Raw genomic sequence first — 20,878 nt, 5'->3', positions numbered from 1 at the left:
GCTTCATAAGCTTTATCCAAATTGACATCGTTGTTAAAATGGTACCGCCCTTCCGGCAAGGCGTCAGCCAGTTCGCTGCCCGTCAGCGCGGAGCCTCGGGGCTCGGGCGTTTGCACACATAATTTAAACCAAACTAGCCAAATCTACAAACCAATGATTCTTCGTCGTTTCTTGAAAATGTGAAAAGCTGCCTTGGTATCCTGCACTGTCACCCTGAAACCCATAGCTAAACTCAAATTGGCTATCAGTGCGAATTATTTTTAGAATCAGAAGATTCGTTCCTGCTCGTAGTTTTACAGACGTACGATGATTATACGGCATCCACATTGTATGCTCTTTAGCTTCACAGACTAACTCTCCATTCAACCAGCATTTGAAAGCGTCATTGTTACCAATTAGTAGAGACGCTTCTCTCTCGGTTGGTACAAGGAGATTATGAAATAAATATACACATGACTGCCCCTGATGCCCGAATAATTCGTTTAAAGGAAGCTTGTCTTCATGAAAGTTGACATGAATTCCCTCTTCACTTTCCCAGCTATGAAAGGTCTCATCCATATAAGCCTTATCTACATTTATGAAGTTATTAAAATGATATCTGCCTTCTGGCATTCGGTTTAAGTAAGGATTATCACTATGCTCATGAGTATCGAATGTATCCCAAAAGGGCCCGATAACCTTAACTCTTGATGCACCTGTGAGTCCGAAGCAAGTTTCCGCTACTACTTCCTCTCCCCCTTGCGTCATCCAATAGAGGTCTATCATATTTTTTTGTGGAATAAAGGTTGCATCTTTCGAAATCTCGAAGCTTATTGGAAAGTGAATGGAACTGTTAGCAGGTACGATTATCTCAACCTTTGTTAGGCTAGCTTTAAGATGTTTGGCGGATTGAACTTGAAGAATACCACTCTGCTCTTGCTTTGTCCGATTGTGCAATGACACCGTAACAAGGGTATTCTCTGCATATCCGATTGATGGCAACCCCTCATACTTGATCTCTATCTCATATGGCGAGATAGCTTCAGGCTCGGGGAGCGAAGCCTTGACATGGTCAGGTATCTCTGTGATTTCTATATTTAGAAGTCCATCCCTCATCAGGGATAATCCAGCTGCGCAAGTGTCGATGGCAAGATCTTCAATTAACAAAGATCGTCTCGTAACATCTATTCCTATCACATATTCCGTACCCATTTTATCTAGCCAAATAGCAGGGATTCGATCCGCACCAAGTAATTGCCCCAAAATGGCTCCAGCTGTAGCCGCCGTGCAATCCGTATCATAACCGCTGTTAACAGCGATAAGCATCGTTTCGGTAAAATCGCCTTTGCCATATAATAAAGCTAATACGGTAAGTCCAATATTTTGCACACTGTAGGAGGCATCCGGCGAGCTAAAATGGTTCAACATACGTCGCCTAGTCTTCTTCCATCCTAGTCCTTCTTGAAACTCCTGGATAACAAACTGAATACACCGATATAGTTCGTTATCTTTAGGAATTTGTTTTAAGCCGAATTCAATTAATTGTTCCATATCACCTAAAATGAAAGCTTGAGATTCAATTACAGCCAAAAATTGTTCTGCATAAATGGAGAGGAGATCATGATCAAGAGCTCCATCTTTATAAGCATATTCGGAAGCTAACTCTGGAGTAGCAGGACATATAAATCCCCAAATCTCAGAACGAATTGGACACCCCATTGAATTTTTAAAAAAATGATTATTGAATGTACCTGATAGTGGGGGCAAGATGCCTAATCGATAATTTTTCACAAAATATCCATACTCATTAAAAGGATACCAACAATATCTCATCCAAGCTTCAGCCAAGTCTTTACTGGTAATTCGGGATCCCTTCTTCTCGAGCACCTGCAGCCACAACAATTGTAAGTCTAAATCATCATTAGGTGGTATTTCCTCAGGAAACACATTATCCAATGTAAAATCCATTAGTTCTTTATTATTCTCCATCAACGCTCCGATGGTTCCCCCAATGCATTTACCGATCCACCCGCCGTGGACTTTATTTAGGTAGGTTTGATAGCTTATACTTATCATAAGGCTTTTTCCTCGGCAGTTATATTCTCACCAAATGTTCTCCTGATAGCTTCCAAGTAACCCAATCCGTGTACTGTATCAGGTTCCAAATAGCTGCCTTCCGTCCATTCGTTCCATGAATTAACTGTAATAATGGCCGGCAGGGTTTGGCTTTGTTCCAAAAAGGTTTTCGATGCTTGGAGTGATTTCTCGAACTCTTCTGGCGTATTACCGATCAACACTGGCATGTAGGGGTAATCCAAATGATCATAAACATCCGATTGTACCGTGCGTGGACTAGAATCCCATCCCATTGATACATTCGGGAAATACGGCACTTCGAACTGCTTACGAAAATTCCCCCAATCCGCAGATGCTTTCTGCGCATATTCTGAGTACTTAACAGCTGGGAACGTATCCAATGCAACATTATGAATCCATACATAAGAGGTAACACTATCCATTCCTAAAGAATTGATAATATCGTTAGGACTTTTCAAAGCTCTTTCACTCGGTAAATTTTTTATATTAACAACGATAGCATTTAGGTGGAGTTCTCCTAAGCCCGCATCTCTAACTTTCGTGCGAAAATAGGCCAAAGCCTCGATCGTTTGTTCCAATCCCCCTAAGCCATCAATGAAGGTTTGTAAATCATAGAATGAAAAGTAAAGACCACCTTTCACACGCCAATAACTTGGATGTTTGAAATATTGTTCGATAAGATAATCGACAACCTTTTCGAATTCCTTCCTTGTAACTGCTCCTGGCTCTAATATATGAGTGCCTGCACTCCTCTTGAGGGGGAATAAGTTAACCCAGTCATGATTCGCCCACATGAGTGAAAATTTTAATCTATTATTATTTGTAGCCTGCATAAACCCTTTCTCAAGTGCTGCGTTCAGGAAAGGACCTCCACTGTACCAATACCAGTCATAAATAAATACGTCAATAGCATGGTCAGCCGCAGCTGTAATTTGTTTTTCCGCAACCGCTGGATCCGACTCGTCTAAATAACCCCAGAGTGGGATCTTAGGCTGCTGATGCCCTTCGAACCTGGGTGTAGCAGCTTTTACTAATTCCCATTCCGTCCACCCCTTGCCATGCCAACTCTCATTACGTGAATCAACATGATAATTCGGGAAGTAATATACAGCAACTTCTATTTCTTTCTTCATTTTTACGCCTCCATCCGATGTTTAACCTTTTACTGCTCCTTGAATCAAGCCCTGCAAGAAATACTTCTGTGTGAAGAAAAACAAAATAACTAGTGGTAAGCTGGATAAGACACATAGGGCGAATATTGGTCCCCAATCCGTTGTGTGTTCTCCCCGAAATACATTAACTAAAGCAACTAACGTCAATTTGTGCTTATCGTTGATAAAGAGGACAGGACCAATTAAATCATTCCAATACCACATGATCGTCATGGCAACAACTGTGCCTGTTGCAGGCATAAGCAAAGGAAAAATAATTTTCCAAAACATTCGGAACTGGCTGCAGCCATCCATGATAGCCGCTTCTTCCAACTCACGTGGAATTGATTTTGTGAAGCCCACATAAATTAATAGAGCAAAGGGAATAGAGCCAGCAGCATAAGTAAGAACCAGCCATGTCATCGTGTCCATAAGATGAGTCCAGACTGCTAGTTTATAAAGTGTCACCATACTGGTTTGAAAAGGGATTAGGAAACCTGAAACAAAGAAGTAAAGTATCCACTGGTACATTCCTTTGCCTTCCCTACTGATGACGTATCCAGCCATGGAAGAGAAAATAACAATAAGTACAAGTGTAAGCAAGCAAATGTATACGGTATTTCCAAATGCCTCGATAATATTTACTCGTTTAAAAACCTCAGCATAATTCCCTAAATAGACAGAACTTGGCCAACTAATTGGATTGAAAAGCTCTTGTTTTTTCTTAAAACTGGAAAGGACTAGATTAATAAAAGGATAAACGATAAGTAAAGAGCCGCCAATTAACAGGAATTCTATAAGTAAGTTAAACCTCGCACGAGTTCTGTAAGTGGATTCCATGTTTAATATTCCACCTCTCTCTTTCTCGTAAAGTTCAACTGAAGGAGCGTAATAATAACGATCATTATCATAAACAAAACCCCACCTGCTGCTGCATAGCCATAGGTTAAATTTGACAGGAATTTATATAACGTTAAAGCAAGAGTTGTTGTTGAGTAGCCAGGACCTCCATTTGTTAAGACAAATGGAAGATCAAACATCTTTAAACCTCCTACTAAACTCATAAAGGTTGAAATTGTGATCGAAGGCATTAACAGAGGTAATGTAATATGCCAAAATTCATACCATCCGGATGCTCCATCCATCCGTGCAGCTTCTTTAAGATCCTGAGGAATGGACTGTAGCCCAGCTAAATAAATAACTGCTCCGTAGCCAACACTTTGAAATACCATGATACTGACCATAGACAGGAGTGCAGTATCAACGGTTCCTAGCCAATCCTTGACGAATACACCGAGCCCAGCCTGAGTTAGGAGTGCATTTAAAATACCGTCATACTGGAGAATATTCCCCCAAACAAGGGATACGACAATTAGACTAATAACAGAAGGTAAGTAATATACCGTTCTAAGAATATGTTTCGACTTTAATGGTCGATTTAATCCGAGCGCCAATAAGAGCGAGAGCGGTGTGCTGACACCAATTCCCACAAATACGATATACAACGTGTTTAATGTCGCCTGACGTATCTGGCTGTCTTGCAAAATGTCCATATAGTTTTTCATGCCAATAAAAACTGGAGTATTGACACCATCCCATTGGGTGAATGAATAGAACACCCCCCCAAGAAATGGATAATATACAAAAATACTAAACAGACATAAGGCTGGTATAATAAACAAAAATCGCATTGAAAACAAACCTCTAAACTTATCCATAAGGAGCTCCCTCTCTTCCCAATAAATGCCCACCCCGATCTCGGAATGGGCATTTGTTGGAAGTTCTGATGTTCTTTTCTCGTTACGGCGTTGGGACTGTTACCTTATCCTTCTGTAAATTTTTATCTGCTTCTTCAAGCTCACTCCCTAATTTTTTGCCTCCTATGATTTGAGTCGGCAATGATCCATAAACAATATCATAAGAAGATTTGGGCATGTATGTTCCTGGGAACATTGCAGTTTTGTTCGATTTCAATGCCTCTTTCACTTCATTCATAGCAGGAAGATCAAATGGCACATCTAAATTTTTCAATGCTGGTAACGTATTATTTTTATAGAATGCAGCCAAAACGGTTCCATCCGTAAGCACCGACACAAGATCCTTGGCCCTTTGCATATTAGATGTCTTGGCATTAATAGCTATACTGTTATCATTGGCTGTTACAATGACAGACTGTCCTTGGTCATTTGGAATACTCATATAACCAATTTCTGCCTCTGAATTAGCACCTTTTACTCCGCTTGGAACCCAGCTGCCGTTGATGAAAAACGCTGCCTTCCCATCCGCGAACTCCTTCTGCGCTTGGTCGAAACCAATACTTAGAGCATTTTTATTAAAATATCCCTTCTCGGACAATTGCGTCCATTTTGCAACAAACCCTTGAAATTCGGAACCGTTTATTTTAGTCTTTCCATTGTATAAATCAGTTTCGATGCCAGGATTATTGATTGACGATGCCGCGATTGGAGCAGTTGCCCAGTTGACAGTCCACGCATCCTTAAAGCCCGCTTCAATTGGCGTTAAGCCCTTGGCTTTTATCGCTTCGCATACTGCCAAGAACTCACTCCATGTCTTTGGCAAATTCACTCCTAGATCTTTAAGTACTTTTTTATTATAAAAAGCTCCTGCAACCGTTACTCCGGCAGTAATACCATATACTTTACCTTGATACATATTAATGGGTTTCACTGATTCTAACATTTGAGATGCAACGGGAATATCAGACAGATCTGCTAAATAATTAGCCTTTGCATATTTATTAAGAGAGGTGCTGAACATGTACATCACATCTGGCGCGCTGACAGAAGCAAAGGAGGCAGAGAGTTTATTGTCGTAATTATCTCCTGGTGTACTTTCTAATTCAACCTTTGCGTTTGGGTATTTCTCTTTATACTTCTTTTGCACTGCGTCGACAAAAGCTTTCTTCTCAGGATGCGTTCCATCGGGATCGTTTAAAAACCAAGAAGAATAGCGAATGGTAAATGCTTCACTTTTAGTATCCTTCTCCTCCTTTGTCACTTCTGCTTTATTGGTCTCTTTTGGTGCGTTCGTGTTCGATTTACTTGCGCATCCTGTCAAAGTAACCATGATAACAAGACTAGAGATTAAACATTGCTTAAAGTACTTCATTGATGTTACCCCCTATTCATTATTTACCTTACATCTTTATTGTAAGCGTTTTTAGTTTTAGAATCTTTAGACTAAACGCTTCTATATTTGTGAATTTCGCTAATGCGATTATAGTGATAGTAGTGAAGTCAAATGTCTTTCTTTAAAGTGGTGACGTAATGTTTGGGAGACAATCCTTCTAATTTCTTGAATAAATTACTGAAATAATGAATGTCCTGAAAACCTACCATAAAAGAAATTTCACTAACGGAGTGATTGCCTTCCAGAAGCAACTTCTTAGCCATGTCCATTCGTATATGGGTTAACATCTCGACTGGTGTTTTCCCTGTTACTTGTTTAAATAACAGCCTTAAGTAGCTAGGAGAAATAAAAACTGCTGTAGCAATTTCACTCTGATCAATCTGACGATGATAATGGTTATGCATATATTGAATTGCTTGCATGACTTTTGCGCGTTGAGGATGTTGACGTTGGATACCTTGATCAATTACATTTTCCCTTACAATTAGGGTTAAGATTTGCAACAAAATTGCACGCATTTCCATGTGATAACCATAATTTTTGTGCGTGTATGCATGCAATAATTCCTTAAACAAATCTAAATAGACCATAGCATTAGTGATTGCGGTTACATAAGGAAATTCCACTTCCGCATATGTCATTTTTCTACGAGAAATCAACTCTTCTTCGACTGGAATAAATTCCGAGTGGTAATAATCATATTTACTTAAATAAATCTCGTCAGCCGAAAAGTCGAGTTCTTCACCCATATATATAAAGTCGAAATGGACTGCATAATATTCAAATCTTTCACCCTTAGGTACAAAACAGCTATGTTTAACATTTGGCTTCATAATATGAATATCATTTTTTTTCAAAATGTACTCTTTATCCTCAATTTGATACAAACACATACCCTCTTTTACAAAGATAATCTCATGATCATATATGATTCGCAGAGGTACTTTGTAATCATCGAGTCCTGAAAACTCCTGTACATATCGGATATAAGGAGCAATGTTAAGAAAATCGATCGTATAATTTTTTCCTATGTCCGTCATATTGCCACTTCCTTTAGCTGCAGTTGATAAATACGTACGTGCATTAATTATACCTATCTCCATCAAAGAATTACAGGATATAAACTGTTTTCTCTACGTTGATATGGTCAATCGCCCATATAGGCCTGTAGCATGTCGCCCTTCTCTACATCATAGCTTACGGTGCATCTTCCGATAGTTTCCCGGCGAAAGCTCCTCCATTTCCTTGAATATTTTATTAAAAAAGCTTAAGTCCTCTAAACCTACCTTTTGCGATATCGTCACAATCTTATCATCCGTTTCGACCAACAGCTCCTTAGCAATGGTTAATCGCACCTCTTTTCGATACTCCAAGAAGGTCTTGCCGATGTACAGCTTAAATTTATTCTTAAAGGAAGATACGCTCATTCCACATAATTGGCTTACTTGCTCAAGGCTCAGCGGCTGAGCATGATGCAGATCAATGTAGTGGCTAATATGCTTGATAACCTCTGCGTCGCTTCCCCACTGGGTAAGAGGTTTATGTGCTTTTAGCTCGTAAATACGGCTTAAGTACACAAACAAATCAATCATACTTGTCTTTATCAGTATCCGGTAACCAGTAAGCTTGTGGGTAAATTCCTTGGTTAAACGGTCCATCAAAAGCTTCATTTCAATCCGTTGCTGTGAATTTAAATGCATGTAGACATGATAAACATTCGATTCCCGCAGGAACGGCTTCACATAAAAGAAGTCCACGAAAGAGGCTACAGTTGATAGCGTTTGGAACTCCTTTTCCAATAAATCGGGCAGGAACAAAATATTATACCCTTCCAAACTTCCCCCTCCAGGTACACGGTAAGCGTGCTCCACCTCAGGCTGTTTCAGGAATACCTCCCCTTCCTGAACGATACAGTTCTCATTCATATATTGGTGCTCAGCTTGTCCCCCAGTTATATACACCAGTTTAATGAAATCATGATGATGCAGCTCATATAATTGTCATTTAAACCCTCCGTGAGCTATGGTTATCCTTTTCTCCAAATGAATTATCTGAATCCCTAAGAAAAACGGCCCAATAAACTTTACAATTACTATTGTAAGTATAATCTAAAATTTCGACTTATGGAGGTCTAAAATGAGATATCGCACCTTTGTCAAAACAGGTTGGCAAGTATCAGAGATCGGCTTCGGTACCATGCAGCTAGGCGGCTGCACCGGACCAACCGAAGACCATGAGTCCATTCGGACGTTGTTAACTGCATGGGAAAACGGCATCAATTTCGTCGACACGGCCAGCGCATATGGAGACGGTAGAGCGGAAGAAGTGATTGGCAAAGCCCTAAAAAAGTGGACGGGGGCACCCATTTACATTGCATCCAAATAAAGCCAGTATCATGGCCGGATCCTGCAGATTCTAATCCCAACATGTCAGGTAGATACCCAAAAGAGTACATTCGAGCGCAATGCGAGTCGAGCTTGCGCCGATTGGATGTAGAAGCGATAGATCTATATCAACTGACTGCATGGCTGGTTCCCGAGGGGGATGGAACATCTGGAATGGCTAGATACTCTGCAGGATCTGCAGCGGGAAGGTAAAATTCGCGAAATTGGCGTCTCGATCCGGGATTATCGTCCCGAAGATGGCATTCCAATTGCCAAGTCCGGGTGGATCGCTACGGAGCAAGTCGTTTACAACCTGTTCGAGCAGCGCCCCGCCCAAGAGCTGTTCCCTGTATGCGCAACTCATGGCGTTGGAATTATAGCAAGGGTAATAAAAAAAGTCACCGGGAAGTCGCAAGTCAATCTGGCAGAGGTCGCATACGCTTCTGTTTAACTAATTCCCACGTCAGTTGTGTGATTCCAGGCATGAAGTCCCTATATGAACTGGAAGCCAACCTAAAAGTCTCCGATGGTGTTTACCTATCTGACGAGCTTCTTGAACGTCTTCAGCCCTTTAATTGGCCGCGGAATTATTGGGGGAACGACGACCATGTCATAAAGGATCCCATTATTCACATCCAGACTTTCAAAAAATGGTTAAGAAGATGAAACTAAAACAATCCATGTCTAGGCGGGGAAACTGCTGGGACAATGCCCCTCAGGAATCCTTTTTCGGTCATTTTAAAGATCAGGCCTCCATCAAGCCCTGTTTGAATGGAATTTAAAAAAGATGACCCCTGTTCAATACAGAGATCATCTACTTCAATCTGCCTAGACTTTTTTAAAATGTCCTTTACAAGGGGTACAGTTTAATTTGCACGGGTTTTATTTCTTCATTCCAAACTCAATACACCAACCGCCCATCCCGAAACCGTACAATCCGCTTCGCTTGCTCAGCAACCTGTCGATCATGCGTTATCACAATAATCGTCCGCCCCTGCTCATTCAATCGCCTGAAAATATCCATGATCTCCGCGCCCGTCTTCGAATCCAGCGCACCTGTAGGCTCATCTGCTAAAATTATCGGCGGATCGCCTGCCAACGTGCGCGCAATCGCAACACGCTGCTGCTGCCCGCCAGAAAGCTCCGAAGGAAAATGCTTCCTTCGATCTAGCAAATCCACAGCTTCTAGCGATTGCAATACTAGCGGCTCCCGCTGCTTCCTCGATAGTCCGCGATAAATGAGAGGAAGCTCCACATTCTCATACGCACTTAACCTCGGCAGCAGGTTGAAGCTCTGAAAAACAAACCCGATCTTCCGATTCCGAATCTCGGACAACTGCGAATCTTTCATAGCATGAATCTGCTTACCATCAAGGACATACTGGCCTTCGTCTGACACATCCAAACACCCGATAATATTCATCAGGGTGGATTTGCCAGAGCCTGAAGGCCCCATGATGGCTACGTATTCGCCTTGCGCGATGTCTAACGAGATATCGTCCAGCGCTCGAATCGTCTCCCCGCCCATGAAGTAAAACTTACTCACATGTTCCATTTGAATTAAGGCTGTCATAGATTTCGCCCCCATTATTTGAAGCCAAATAAATGAAGAATACGATGCAGCGACCTAACGACTTACCGTTTTGCTTTATAAAACTCATGATACAGCTTCATGAGAGCCCGCTTCTCGATCCGGGACACATAGGAGCGGCTGATACCCAGCTCCTTCGCAATCTCCCGCTGCGTCCGCTCTTCCCCACCCAATTCCAGTCCAAACCGCCCAACAACGACTTCCTTCTCCCGGTCGTCCAATATTTCCAGATTGCGATAAATCTTCGACTTCTCAATCTTCAACTGCACCGCATCCACCACATCGTCCGCTTCACTGCCGAGGATGTCGATCAAAGTAATTTCATTCCCCTCTTTGTCCGTTCCAATGGGATCATGCAGAGACACATCTTTGCGCGTTTTCTTTAAGGATCGCAGATGCATCAAGATCTCATTCTCAATACAACGCGCCGCAAATGTCGCCAGCTTGGTCCCTTTGTTTGGGGAAAAGGATTCGATAGCTTTGATCAATCCGATCGTCCCAATGGAGATCAAATCTTCCAAATCTTCCCCCGTATTGTCGAATTTTTTGAGGATGTGGACACGAAGCAAGGTAATTTCTGATTACTATCTAAACATGTAAACCAGCAGCTTGACGTATGGTATAGTGAAGCCTTCATTTTTCAACTTCGATTAGGAAAGCAACCCATCTTAGCTGAAGACGGGCTACTTTAGAAAATGCATCTCACTACCAAATCTTCTGGTATATCCGGTATAGGAATACGGCCGCTTCTGCTCTTGTGGTCGCTTCTTTCGGATACAAGTGCGTTCCGCTTCCTTCAACAATTCCTGCTCTGACAAGATTCCCAATTGGTTTAGACGCATAATTGGCCAATTCCTGACTGTCCATAAATCTGCTCAATACAGCCTCATTATCCGAGTCCGTTAATCGGCCTTGTAGGATAAGTGCACGTGCAGTGAGAGTCATCATATCCTCTCTGCTTATGAAATGCGATGAGTGGAACTGCATATTCTCATCACCCTGTGCTATGCCCAACGATTTCAAGATGGACACTGCCTCAGCATAATAAGCTTCCGATGGTACGTCTACGAATGATGTCGGGGAGTTCCCTGTCAAGCCGAGAGTCTTCGTCAGAAGCACGGCAAAATCTGCTCGAGTGATCGAAGCACCTGGACTGTAGGCTGACTCGGAAGTACCTTGAACAATGCCCTTCGCGGCCAATGCCTCTACATATTCCTTAGCCCATTCATAACCTGCTAAGTCGGAGAATATCTTCCGGTCGTAACCGATCGCATAGGAGCTGAAATGCGTTGTTGTGAAGCGTACCTTGCCGTCGGAAGAATCGTACCGTCCAGAGGGAACCTTCGTGAAGTTGCCGCTTCCATCGATGTACCACACCACGAGTTGATCTGGAAGCTTAAGTTCCTCAGGCGTTGGGGTATAGGGGATGCTTACCGTTACCGGAGCATCGTTATTTTTCCATTCATAAGGTTGGCCGTTAAGAAGGAGCTTGAGATCGATTATCGCTTTATTTCCAATTTTCTGAGCAATTGAGGCCTCAAGCTTGCTTTTATCCACCTCGGAAATGACAAGTTTAACTTCTGAAGCCTTCACAAGGTCATTCGCTGGAATTGCATTAGCCCGCAATTCCACATCTGCCACACGTGATTGAATTTGAAGCCTTTGAGTTCTCGAGCCGCTCTGTAGAACCGATACTGGAAGAACTTGAGCATAGCTCTTTGTTCCTTCGACTGAAGTTCCACTGGTTACTGTCGGATTCAAAACAACTGGAGTCGGAATTGCTGATGGGACTCCACTCGATGTTGGTGTAGGCGTTGCAGAGGTTGGCGTCGTAGATGTGGAAGTTGGTGAAGGCGAAGGAGGTAACACCACTCCGCCGGTCGGAGGTGCTGCGATGGCAGTAGAGGTTGGTGCTGGGGTAGGAGTAGGTGCAGACGTAGGTGTAGACTCCCCCGCATTAATCGTTACCGTAGTCGACACCAACGGCGATACAGTTGTACTTGCAAGATCAGTCGCTTTGACCATCTTCAGGCTGTTCCATGTTATCAGAGCTTTTCCGCTCACCCCGTCTTTTACTCGAAACGTCATGTTGAACAATGCTAATGTTCCATTATTGCCGGCTTGATTCCCCGTCTTCGTATACGCATAGACAATTTCATTATCTTTAAGGATGGGACCGACTGCGAATCCCGCTCCTCCACTTACTTTCGAAACCGCATTCACGAACTCAAGCTTGCTTCGATCGTAAGTAAGCTTAACCTCGAATCCGTACAGATCGCTTACCGGCGCCGAACCCGTAATCGTGAAAGTACTGGACGGAGATACCTCCTGACGGTCAACCGTGAGGGTTTCGCCTGCGGCCTCTCCAAAAACACATGTCGGAATTAAGGAACAAATCATAACAGCGATCAAGAATAACAAGAAATGTGCTTTCTTTTTCATAGAGTTTTTCCCATCCTTTCATCGATCACAGTATTCATCCCTATGAAACAGGTGGACCCTGTTACCAGAGCCCACCTGCCCTTACATCACTGCACAATGCTTGATGCTACCAAGGATAAATCTACGATATCAATAACACTATCACCGTTAACATCACATAGCTTGATGCCCTCCCAACCAGGGCTAACACTCGTTATTCCATAATTGGCGGAGACTAATGCAAGATCTCCAATCCCAGTCCTACTGTCCCCGTTGACATCTGTGCGCTTGCGTACATTGACTTTGGCAGCAAATGCATTTTGTGCCTGATTGAGTGTGACTGCTGCTTCGGTAAGCTGTTGTTGTGACACGGCAGCCGTATTCCATACGGCGCTCGCCGCCGCTATCGCTTGCTGCAATGTTGCTTTGGACCCGATCGGGTACTGTCCGATCAAGATGCCTTCCACAGCAGAGTTATAAGCCGCCTGTGCGCTCGCAAGGGTATTCCCGAGTAACGTTCTATCGACTGTTACCACTGCATACTGGAAGGTTTGAACCGCCGTTTGAAGAGAGGTAACTGCTGCCTCTACCTGCGACTTTGAGGATTCCGGATTATTAAACACAGCTTGTGCAGATTGTATGGCGCTCATAAGCCCTAATCGGGATCCCGAAGCATACTGCCCGTTCACGTTCCCCTCCGTGCTTCCATTATATAGGGATAGAGCGGTTTGAAGTTCAGCTGCCAAAGCAGACTTATCTACAAAAATCACTTGAACAGGCAGTGTGCTGGTAAAGGACAACATCTCCCTACCCAAGCCATCGGCCAAGATCGAGGAGGACTTGATGACGGCGGAAGCGGATTGTACCACACTCTTCGCTTTCCAATTAAGCTGAACCAAGTCCCCATCAGCCGTAATTGCGCCACTCGAACCCAAGCTTGCCAATAAGAAGTTGATCTGTCCAGGTGTTGAGGTGTTCAATGCTGCAATCGTGTACCCCGATTTCAAAGAGGTGGCGCCAGTAAATTCCAATACAGTGGGATCGTAAGTCAATAGAAGCTGCTGGGCATACACGTTGCTGTAGACACTCTGTGTTACATTGGCGACCCCGTATTTGACGGTAAAGCTGGCTCCGCCATTCACACTGTTCGGACCGGTCATTATATCGCTCATTGCCGAGGGAGTTGCGGTTACGGTCCACAACTGAGTAGACCCGTCCTCCGCTTGCACAGTGTAGCTCACCGGACTCGTAAAATCTACAGCCACGCCAGGACCAGGAGTAACCGTAGCGTAGGCGGAAGTCGTCACGGACGGCATCATGGCTAATACATTCGTACCAAGTGGAACTTTGAAGGAAACCGTATGATTGGTTACATCAATGACGCTGCTGCCCATCTGATACGGAACGGTGAAGGATGTAATGTCCTTGCTGCTGCTTGCCTTCAGCTTCAGTACCGTAACGGATGCACGGTCCAGTGTTAACCTGATTTTGCCGTCAACGACAGGCACGGTTCCTGCCGGTCCCCAAGTCGGGTTCTTATCGCCCAAGTAGGTACCTTTCCAGACCCATTTTTCATTCGAAGCGTCTGGCAGATAATTGTTGAAGGTAAGCTCAACTTCGTTGGTATTGTTGAATTTATTCACCAGGTATACCGTCATTTCTTTGGAATCCGGCGAATACGTAGAATAAGCCTTTACATCGTTAACGTCTGTATATTTCGAATGATCGGAGTAGACCAGTTGATCCTTCAGCGTGGTCGCCCATACCTGCAAGGATCGTCCCATAGGCAAGATTTCGTTATTTGGCCCAATAGCGATCATATCTCTAAGGTTAGTTGCGCTGTCGCCAAACCAACGAGTGATCCATAAATGCATGTATTCCACTTCTCGTATTTCCATTAAGTTATATATTTTTTCGAAATTATTCAATGCTGCTGACATGTCGTTAGCTTTCGGTGTATTGGGCGTGTAGGAGCTAAACTCCGTTACTTCCAGCTTGATGCGCTGACGGTCAGCGACAGTAATCTTGCCTTGAGCCACAAGACTATCCATTGCGGTTAAAATACTGTCTTTACTCGGATTGTTTGGATCTCTCGGCACCCAAACCCAGTTCTGGATATATTGATGTGCCACGATAAAGTCAATATCGTTCACACAAATCGGCAGAGCCGCGCCGAGCCAAGCTGTCCAGTTGGAGAGCCCGCCACTGAGCCCAATCTTGATATTCGGATCAACCGCCTTAAGCGCTTGCGAGAATTCAACGACCACATTGGCATACTGCACCGGATCCCACTTGGCAATGCCTTGTGAATCATTCTTCAAGTCGGTTTCATTGCCGATCTCAAAGTATTTAATCGGTCGGTTGTTAAGCTTGGCATACTTGACCAATTCAACCGCAGCTTCCTTCGCTTTGGCCATTCCAAGATTATAGCCGTTAGCCGGTGTGGTAAACACGCCCGCATCGATGCCGACAATATAGAAGGGCTCAGCTCCAATGGTCTTGGTTATCTGGAAAAATTCATTAACGTCCATGATGTTTTTCAAGGTGCCGTCGGAATTATAATTGGTAGCTTGGTTGAACGGAAATGCGCTTGGGTTGAACACCAATGACTTCGGACTTAGAGGTGCATTAGGAACTGTCGGATAGGGCGCTTGTGTCCACAGGTAGCTGTCACCGGAGTCGCCTTCGGCATAGCGTAGTGATTTCACACCAAGTTCCTGAAGCGCTTCTGTCAAAGGTCTTGCACGGCTCGGATTATAGATGTCAGAATCCAAGTAGTGATCGATGTTGATCCCAATCGGGTTGAACGGAAGATTCTTCACGATCCGAGTAGGATCAATCGTGATATTCCGGACGATGCCATCGCCAACTGCAGGATTTACCGTTAAAGTGAACAAAGTCGAGTAATCGGTTCCTGCAATCGTTCCGATTGCCGTCTTCACACCTGCTGTCAATGTATCCAAAACTTGTGGCTGCCAGCTCATACTGTAGCTTCGGGTCGTCCCGTCGCTCATCGTGGCTGTTACTGTAGTTGCAGGCAATGCGTATGTCCCATTGTTTGCGAATTGCGTAACGGTTGCCGTGTTAGCGGTCCCGTTCGTATTCTGTACACTGACTATTGTTGCTCCATTGCCGATATTGGAGCCGACCAGGTTGACGGTATAGAAATCGGCATTCGCTTTTCCTGCAGCGTTCGCGCTGAACAGAACATAAAGATCATGAACACCATATACAGCCTGGGTCAAAGGGATTGAATCCCCCCACTCCGCCGTCCAGCTCACAGTGGTTTTCGTCTCGAAGGATGCAATGGTTGGGCCGTTCGTTCGGTCATCCAGCTTAAGCGTTACCTTCGCGCCGTAGCCTGTTGGAGACGCATACTTGGCGACAACGGAAGTAAAGCCCTCATCGAAGTTGACAGCAGCATATCGAACCCAAGCGCCATTGTTGGAGTAAACTTTGGTACTAGAGAGCGAAACACCCGAGTAGTCAGTTCCCGATACCGGCGATGCACCCAGATCTGCCCTAGCATCAAGACTGATGGTCGTATCCCGATAGAAGGTTAAGGAATAGAAGTCTGCTGCCGCTTGGCCTGCGCTATTCGCCGAGAATCGAATGAATACATCATGTACTCCCTTATAACCGCCCTTGGCAATCTGTTGAATCGGGTGCTCGAATGTACTGCCGGCTGTTGTGGTCTTTGTTTCAAATTCAGTAAGGAGAGTGCCACCTGTCAAGCTGTCCAAATATACGGAGACCTTGGCGCCACTGCCTGCTGGAGCCGAGTAATTGGCCGACAAGCCTGCAACACCATTACCAAGGTCAACATCCTTGAATCTCACCCAACTGTTATCGGAAATGGATGAATACGTACCATTCGCCACGGTTCCTTGCTGGTCGAACACCTGCTGGGGGAACGTAAGGCTAACTGTGTTGCTCTGGTAGAAGGTGATGCCGTACAGGTCAATCGATCCTGTCAGGCCTGCTGTCGTAGACTCGAAGCTGATGAACACATCATGGACTCCCGTAACATCAGCAAGCGGTGCCAAGCTACTTATCGACTTCGTCCAAGCGGTAGAAGCCTTCACTGTCAAGTTTCCGATTTCGGTCCCTGTTGTGCTATCTAAGCGAACCCGAAGGAGGGCGCCATCATTTAACGCTGCGCCGAAGGTTGCCGCAAACTTGGTATAACGATTATCGAAGTTTACACTGGAGAACTTGATCCATCCCGTATTGTACGTATAAACTTTCGGATAAACGCCATTCACAGGAGTACCCGCATTGTTCACCTTGTTATTACGGGCTGCTATGTCTGCGGGTGTGTTGAACGTTATTGACCCAGGTGTCGTTTGGATAATCGTTCCTGAAGCGCTTACAGGGTTAAGATATAAAAAGGATTGTGCCACCAAAGTAATGATCGCAAGCCAAGCGAAAACAAAGGTAAACCTCAGTCGATTATACCTTTTCATAATGAGCCCCCATTCATCATAATTTGGATTTTCAATTTAGAAGGAGCAGGCCATTAAAGATGCAAGACCTGCTCCTCCCTCATTACATGCTTACTTCTGCCACTGCTTCAGGTAGAGACGATTCGCAGCTTCCGTAGCGTCGTTCCCCCATTCCTTCTTCCAAGACTCGATGAACTTATCGAAGTCCGCCAGTGACTTACTACCAACAATAACGCTGGCGAACATGAGGCCCCACTCCTCGGTTTTCGCCTTACCTTTGGCATCCAGATTTTCACCAGACGGTGAAATAAGTGGACCGTTTACACGTGAGAATGCCCATTCTGTATTCGCTTTAGAATACTGGCCTGATGCATCCTCAGCATATTTCTTCAAGTTATCGAGGTAATATGGAGTTTTCGTTGATTTCACAAGATCCCAATTCGAACCAGGGGCACCTTTAAATAACCAGGCGAAGCCTTCCTTCACGTTACCATCCGTATTATTGAGTTCTTTCTTCACGACAGGAATATTATCCACCAAATCGTAGGTTTTACCTAGAACACCATAGCTGCGAAGCATGAACGAGTCTTTATCGCTCATGATCTTATCGACTACCCCCATTGCAGCATGAAGCTTATCCGGGTCCTTCTCTAGCTGCTTGCCGAAGCTGACCCCGATGTTGGTGATCCCTTCGTAGGTGTTAACTGCCGGTTTCACACTGTCTTTCCATTTCGGGAATGGCACCCATTCGAACTTGGCCTTCGCATTTTTGCCCGACAGCAAGTCATAAGGAGAGCCCGGCGTGTACGGTGCCTTAATGACCGTGTCCAACCTATTAAATTGGCTAATGACGGTATTACCGTTGATCCAATCATTATTGAAAGCGGCATTATCCATCGTAATCCACTCTGGGTTAATATAACCAGCCTTGTACCAGCGGGCAAGCAGCTCCAGCGCATCACGCATTTCTGGCATCATTGGTCCGTAGACGATCTTGCCATCCTTCATTTGCCACGTGTCATAGGATGTACCGAAGGCCGCGATGAAAGCATAGAAGGACTGGCGAATCAGATCTTTTCCCCGTGCGCTCAATGGATATTTGTTCGGATATTTCTGCTTGTACGCTTTCAAGAAGGTCTCCCAATCCTCCAACGTTTTCGGCATCGGGAGTCCGAATTCCTCAAGCAAATCCTGACGAACCACTAGGCCGTAAGGATATGTCAGTTCTTTACCGCCCATTGAGAATGATGCAAGTTTCCCGTCTACCGAGAATCGGTCGAACACCTTCTGCTTCTCAATGCCAAAGTCTTGATATTGCTTCAGTGCTGCTGCATAGGACAATGGCATGTACTTCTTAAGCTCATCTTCTGTGAACTTGGCTGTACCGTTCTTGCGGATTTCCTCGTTACTGCTAGCATCGAACACGTCCGGCATATCATTGGAAGCATAGTACAGGTTCAACTTTTCCGCGTAATTGGCATCTGGAACCGACATTATTTCTAATTTTTGACCGAGCTTCCCTTCCAATTGCTTGATGGCCTCGGATTCCGGATTTGGCTGAACCCGCGAGGTGAAGATTTTGATCGAGTACTGCTTGGGCGGTGCGCTTGTCGCCGCATCCTTCTTGGTCGTAGTCGATGACGAGGAGCAGCCTGCGAGCGAGACCGCTAGAATAGACGCTGTGATCGCTGTAAGAATGCGTCTTTTTTGCATGAATAAACCCCTCCATAATGATTGATGAATTATATATAAAGACATTCGTCCTTATATCGAGCAATGGGAAACTCCGAATTTTTCAGCCTTTAACAGCCCCAACCATGATTCCCTTGACAAAATACTTCTGCAAGAAGGGATATACGCAGACAATCGGAAGAATGACAACCATAAGGATGGCCGCTTTTATAGATTCCGGTGTATATTGCTGCCCTGCCAATTCCGCAACATCTGACGGGTTCGCACCCGACATCTGGTTAGCGTCATTCAGTACCTCTCGAAGCACAATCTGCAGAACCTTAATCTTATTATTGGTAATATACATGAGCGCATCAAACCAAGCATTCCAGTTTCCTACCAACGTCCATAAGGTTACGGTAGCGATGACAGGAGCAGACAGTGGAAAAATGATGCGGACGAATATGTACATATCATGGGCTCCATCCATCCTTGCACTCTCTTCCAATTCATCCGGGATGGAATAATAGAAGTTCCGTATAATTATGATGTTCCACGCACTGACAAGGCCGGGCAGAACGAGCGACCAGATCGTATTGGTCAAGTGCAGATTTTTCACTAGCAGATACGTCGGCACCAGGCCACCACTGAAAAACATCGTGAATACGACAATCCACATCCAAAATTTACGTCCGAGCAAGTACACTTTCGCGAGTGGATAGGCCATCATCGTGGTTACACCAACCGTTAGAATGGTGCCGAGCACCGTGCGGACGATTGTCCAATAATAGGCCTTGTAAATGGTTGAGCCCATAAAAATTCTTCGGAACGAATCTAAAGTAGGATGAGTGGTGTAGAGGTGCAAACCAATCAATTGGGCATCCTCAGGACGGCTAAATGACAGGACAACCTGCTGCCAGAACGGATAGATAATCGTCATACAGACCAGGCACATGACGGCTATATTCCCGATATTAAAAAGCTGCTCGGCAAAACTTTTATGTACTCTCATGTATACCTCCTGCTACCATATGGAATGGTCTGTTGTTTTGCGGACTATATAGTTGGTAGAGATTACTAGAATCATTGCAACGATACCCTTAAACAGGCCTACCGCCGTACCGAAGCTATATTGAAAGTTGGCCAGACCCATCCGGTATACATAGGTGTCGACAACATCGGCCACCCCATACACCAATGGATTATACAAGTTCATAATCTGGTCAAAGCCCCCATCCAATACATGCCCAAGCTGCAGGATAAACAAGATGCTGATAATCGGAAGCAGGCTTGGTAGAGTAATATGAACCATCATTTTGAACCGGCCAGCCCCATCCATTCTTGCCGCTTCATACAACTCACCGCTGATCCCCGCAATTGCCGCCAGATAGATAACACTTCCATATCCAAATTCCTTCCATATTTCAGAGGATACAAGAATCGTTAGAAACGTATTCGGTTGTGCTAGCAAAACCTGTGTCTTCCAGCCAAACATATTCGCTACATAACCATATAAACCGTAGCTAGGCGATAATAGTTGAAAGATGAGTCCAGAGATAACAACCCAGGAGAGAAAATGAGGCAAATAAGAGATGGTTTGAACCGCGTGTTTGAACGCATTGCCGGCAAGTTCATTCATCAGCAAAGCAAACATGATCGGAGCCGGGAAGGCGAATACGAGCTTTAGCAGACTTATTCGCAGCGTATTGTAAACGACCTGATGAATGGAATCGGATTGAAAAATTTGGTTAAAGTATTTCATTCCTGCCCAAGGACTGCCCAGGATACCATCCATCGGATTGAACTCTTTGAAGGCCAGCACGACACCATACATCGGGACATATTTGAAGATGATAAAGTATACAAGGCCTGGCAGTAAGAGCATAAACAAGTATTTTTGTCTGTTTAGCTTAAGTAGAGTGTGAGTCACTAATGTTGTGTTCATTGGCGGTTCCTCCTATTTCTTATGGTTCAATCTTATCAGGAGGA

16 protein-coding genes and 1 pseudogene are annotated in these 20,878 nt (G+C 44.4%); 3 read left to right on the top strand and 14 right to left on the bottom strand.

What is annotated here, in order from left to right:
• Positions 1–123: 123 nt before the first annotated feature.
• From MJB10_RS07685 to MJB10_RS07655, 7 genes are all read right to left on the bottom strand, one after another.
• Positions 124–2,055, bottom strand: a complete 1,932-nt coding sequence (locus MJB10_RS07685) for an ADP-ribosylglycohydrolase family protein (RefSeq protein ID WP_314803171.1) — start codon at positions 2,053–2,055, stop codon at positions 124–126.
• Entirely contained in the window at positions 2,052–3,209 is a 1,158-nt protein-coding gene (locus MJB10_RS07680) for a glycosyltransferase WbsX family protein (protein WP_314803169.1), read from the bottom strand. The genes MJB10_RS07685 and MJB10_RS07680 overlap by 4 nt, the downstream gene beginning before the upstream one ends.
• A 21-nt stretch (positions 3,210–3,230) precedes the next feature.
• The gene (locus MJB10_RS07675) at positions 3,231–4,067 is read right to left on the bottom strand and encodes a carbohydrate ABC transporter permease (protein WP_314803167.1); all 837 of its coding nucleotides are present in this window, start codon (positions 4,065–4,067) and stop codon (positions 3,231–3,233) included.
• Between the two features lie 2 nt (positions 4,068–4,069).
• Positions 4,070–4,945, bottom strand: a complete 876-nt coding sequence (locus MJB10_RS07670) for a carbohydrate ABC transporter permease (protein WP_314803166.1) — start codon at positions 4,943–4,945, stop codon at positions 4,070–4,072.
• 82 nt (positions 4,946–5,027) lie between these two features.
• The gene (locus MJB10_RS07665) at positions 5,028–6,356 is read right to left on the bottom strand and encodes an ABC transporter substrate-binding protein (RefSeq protein ID WP_314803164.1); all 1,329 of its coding nucleotides are present in this window, start codon (positions 6,354–6,356) and stop codon (positions 5,028–5,030) included.
• Positions 6,357–6,484: 128 nt separating this feature from the next.
• Positions 6,485–7,480 carry an AraC family transcriptional regulator gene (locus MJB10_RS07660; protein WP_314803162.1) on the bottom strand — a complete coding sequence of 332 codons (996 nt, stop codon included), beginning with the start codon at positions 7,478–7,480 and terminating at the stop codon, positions 6,485–6,487.
• 87 nt (positions 7,481–7,567) lie between these two features.
• Complete coding sequence (locus tag MJB10_RS07655) at positions 7,568–8,365, bottom strand: AraC family transcriptional regulator (protein WP_314805519.1); 798 nt, start codon at positions 8,363–8,365, stop codon at positions 7,568–7,570.
• A gap of 148 nt (positions 8,366–8,513) precedes the next feature.
• Between MJB10_RS07655 and MJB10_RS07650 the strand changes: the two genes are divergently transcribed.
• The 3 genes and pseudogenes from MJB10_RS07650 to MJB10_RS07640 form a co-directional block, all read left to right on the top strand.
• A complete protein-coding gene (locus MJB10_RS07650) occupies positions 8,514–8,762 on the top strand; it encodes an aldo/keto reductase (RefSeq protein WP_314803160.1) in 249 nt (82 codons plus the stop codon).
• Positions 8,763–8,921: 159 nt separating this feature from the next.
• Complete coding sequence (locus MJB10_RS07645; protein ID WP_314803158.1) at positions 8,922–9,212, top strand: aldo/keto reductase; 291 nt, start codon at positions 8,922–8,924, stop codon at positions 9,210–9,212.
• Positions 9,213–9,375: 163 nt separating this feature from the next.
• Positions 9,376–9,593: pseudogene (locus MJB10_RS07640) on the top strand (IS3 family transposase); the annotation flags it as partial.
• A gap of 69 nt (positions 9,594–9,662) precedes the next feature.
• Here the strand turns inward: MJB10_RS07640 and MJB10_RS07635 are convergent.
• From MJB10_RS07635 to MJB10_RS07605, 7 genes are all read right to left on the bottom strand, one after another.
• Complete coding sequence (locus tag MJB10_RS07635) at positions 9,663–10,334, bottom strand: ABC transporter ATP-binding protein (RefSeq protein WP_314803156.1); 672 nt, start codon at positions 10,332–10,334, stop codon at positions 9,663–9,665.
• Positions 10,335–10,396: 62 nt separating this feature from the next.
• Positions 10,397–10,927, bottom strand: coding sequence for an RNA polymerase sporulation sigma factor SigK (gene sigK, locus MJB10_RS07630; protein WP_314805516.1), 531 nt, complete (start codon positions 10,925–10,927; stop codon positions 10,397–10,399).
• 130 nt (positions 10,928–11,057) lie between these two features.
• Positions 11,058–12,794 (bottom strand): S-layer homology domain-containing protein, encoded by a 1,737-nt coding sequence (locus MJB10_RS07625; protein WP_314803155.1) that lies wholly within the window; start codon positions 12,792–12,794, stop codon positions 11,058–11,060.
• A gap of 86 nt (positions 12,795–12,880) precedes the next feature.
• A complete protein-coding gene (locus MJB10_RS07620) occupies positions 12,881–17,239 on the bottom strand; it encodes a carbohydrate-binding protein (RefSeq protein ID WP_314803153.1) in 4,359 nt (1,452 codons plus the stop codon).
• 90 nt (positions 17,240–17,329) lie between these two features.
• A complete protein-coding gene (locus tag MJB10_RS07615; protein WP_314803151.1) occupies positions 17,330–18,931 on the bottom strand; it encodes a hypothetical protein in 1,602 nt (533 codons plus the stop codon).
• An 82-nt stretch (positions 18,932–19,013) separates the two neighbouring features.
• A complete protein-coding gene (locus tag MJB10_RS07610) occupies positions 19,014–19,901 on the bottom strand; it encodes a carbohydrate ABC transporter permease (protein WP_314803149.1) in 888 nt (295 codons plus the stop codon).
• A gap of 12 nt (positions 19,902–19,913) precedes the next feature.
• The gene (locus tag MJB10_RS07605; RefSeq protein WP_314803148.1) at positions 19,914–20,834 is read right to left on the bottom strand and encodes an ABC transporter permease; all 921 of its coding nucleotides are present in this window, start codon (positions 20,832–20,834) and stop codon (positions 19,914–19,916) included.
• Positions 20,835–20,878 lie beyond the last annotated feature (44 nt).

Source organism: Paenibacillus sp. MBLB1832, from assembly GCF_032271945.1.
GTDB classification, from domain to species: domain Bacteria; phylum Bacillota; class Bacilli; order Paenibacillales; family NBRC-103111; genus Paenibacillus_E; species Paenibacillus_E roseopurpureus.
Note: the sequence above shows the minus strand (reverse complement) of the source record. Positions and strands in the feature narration are given on the sequence as shown.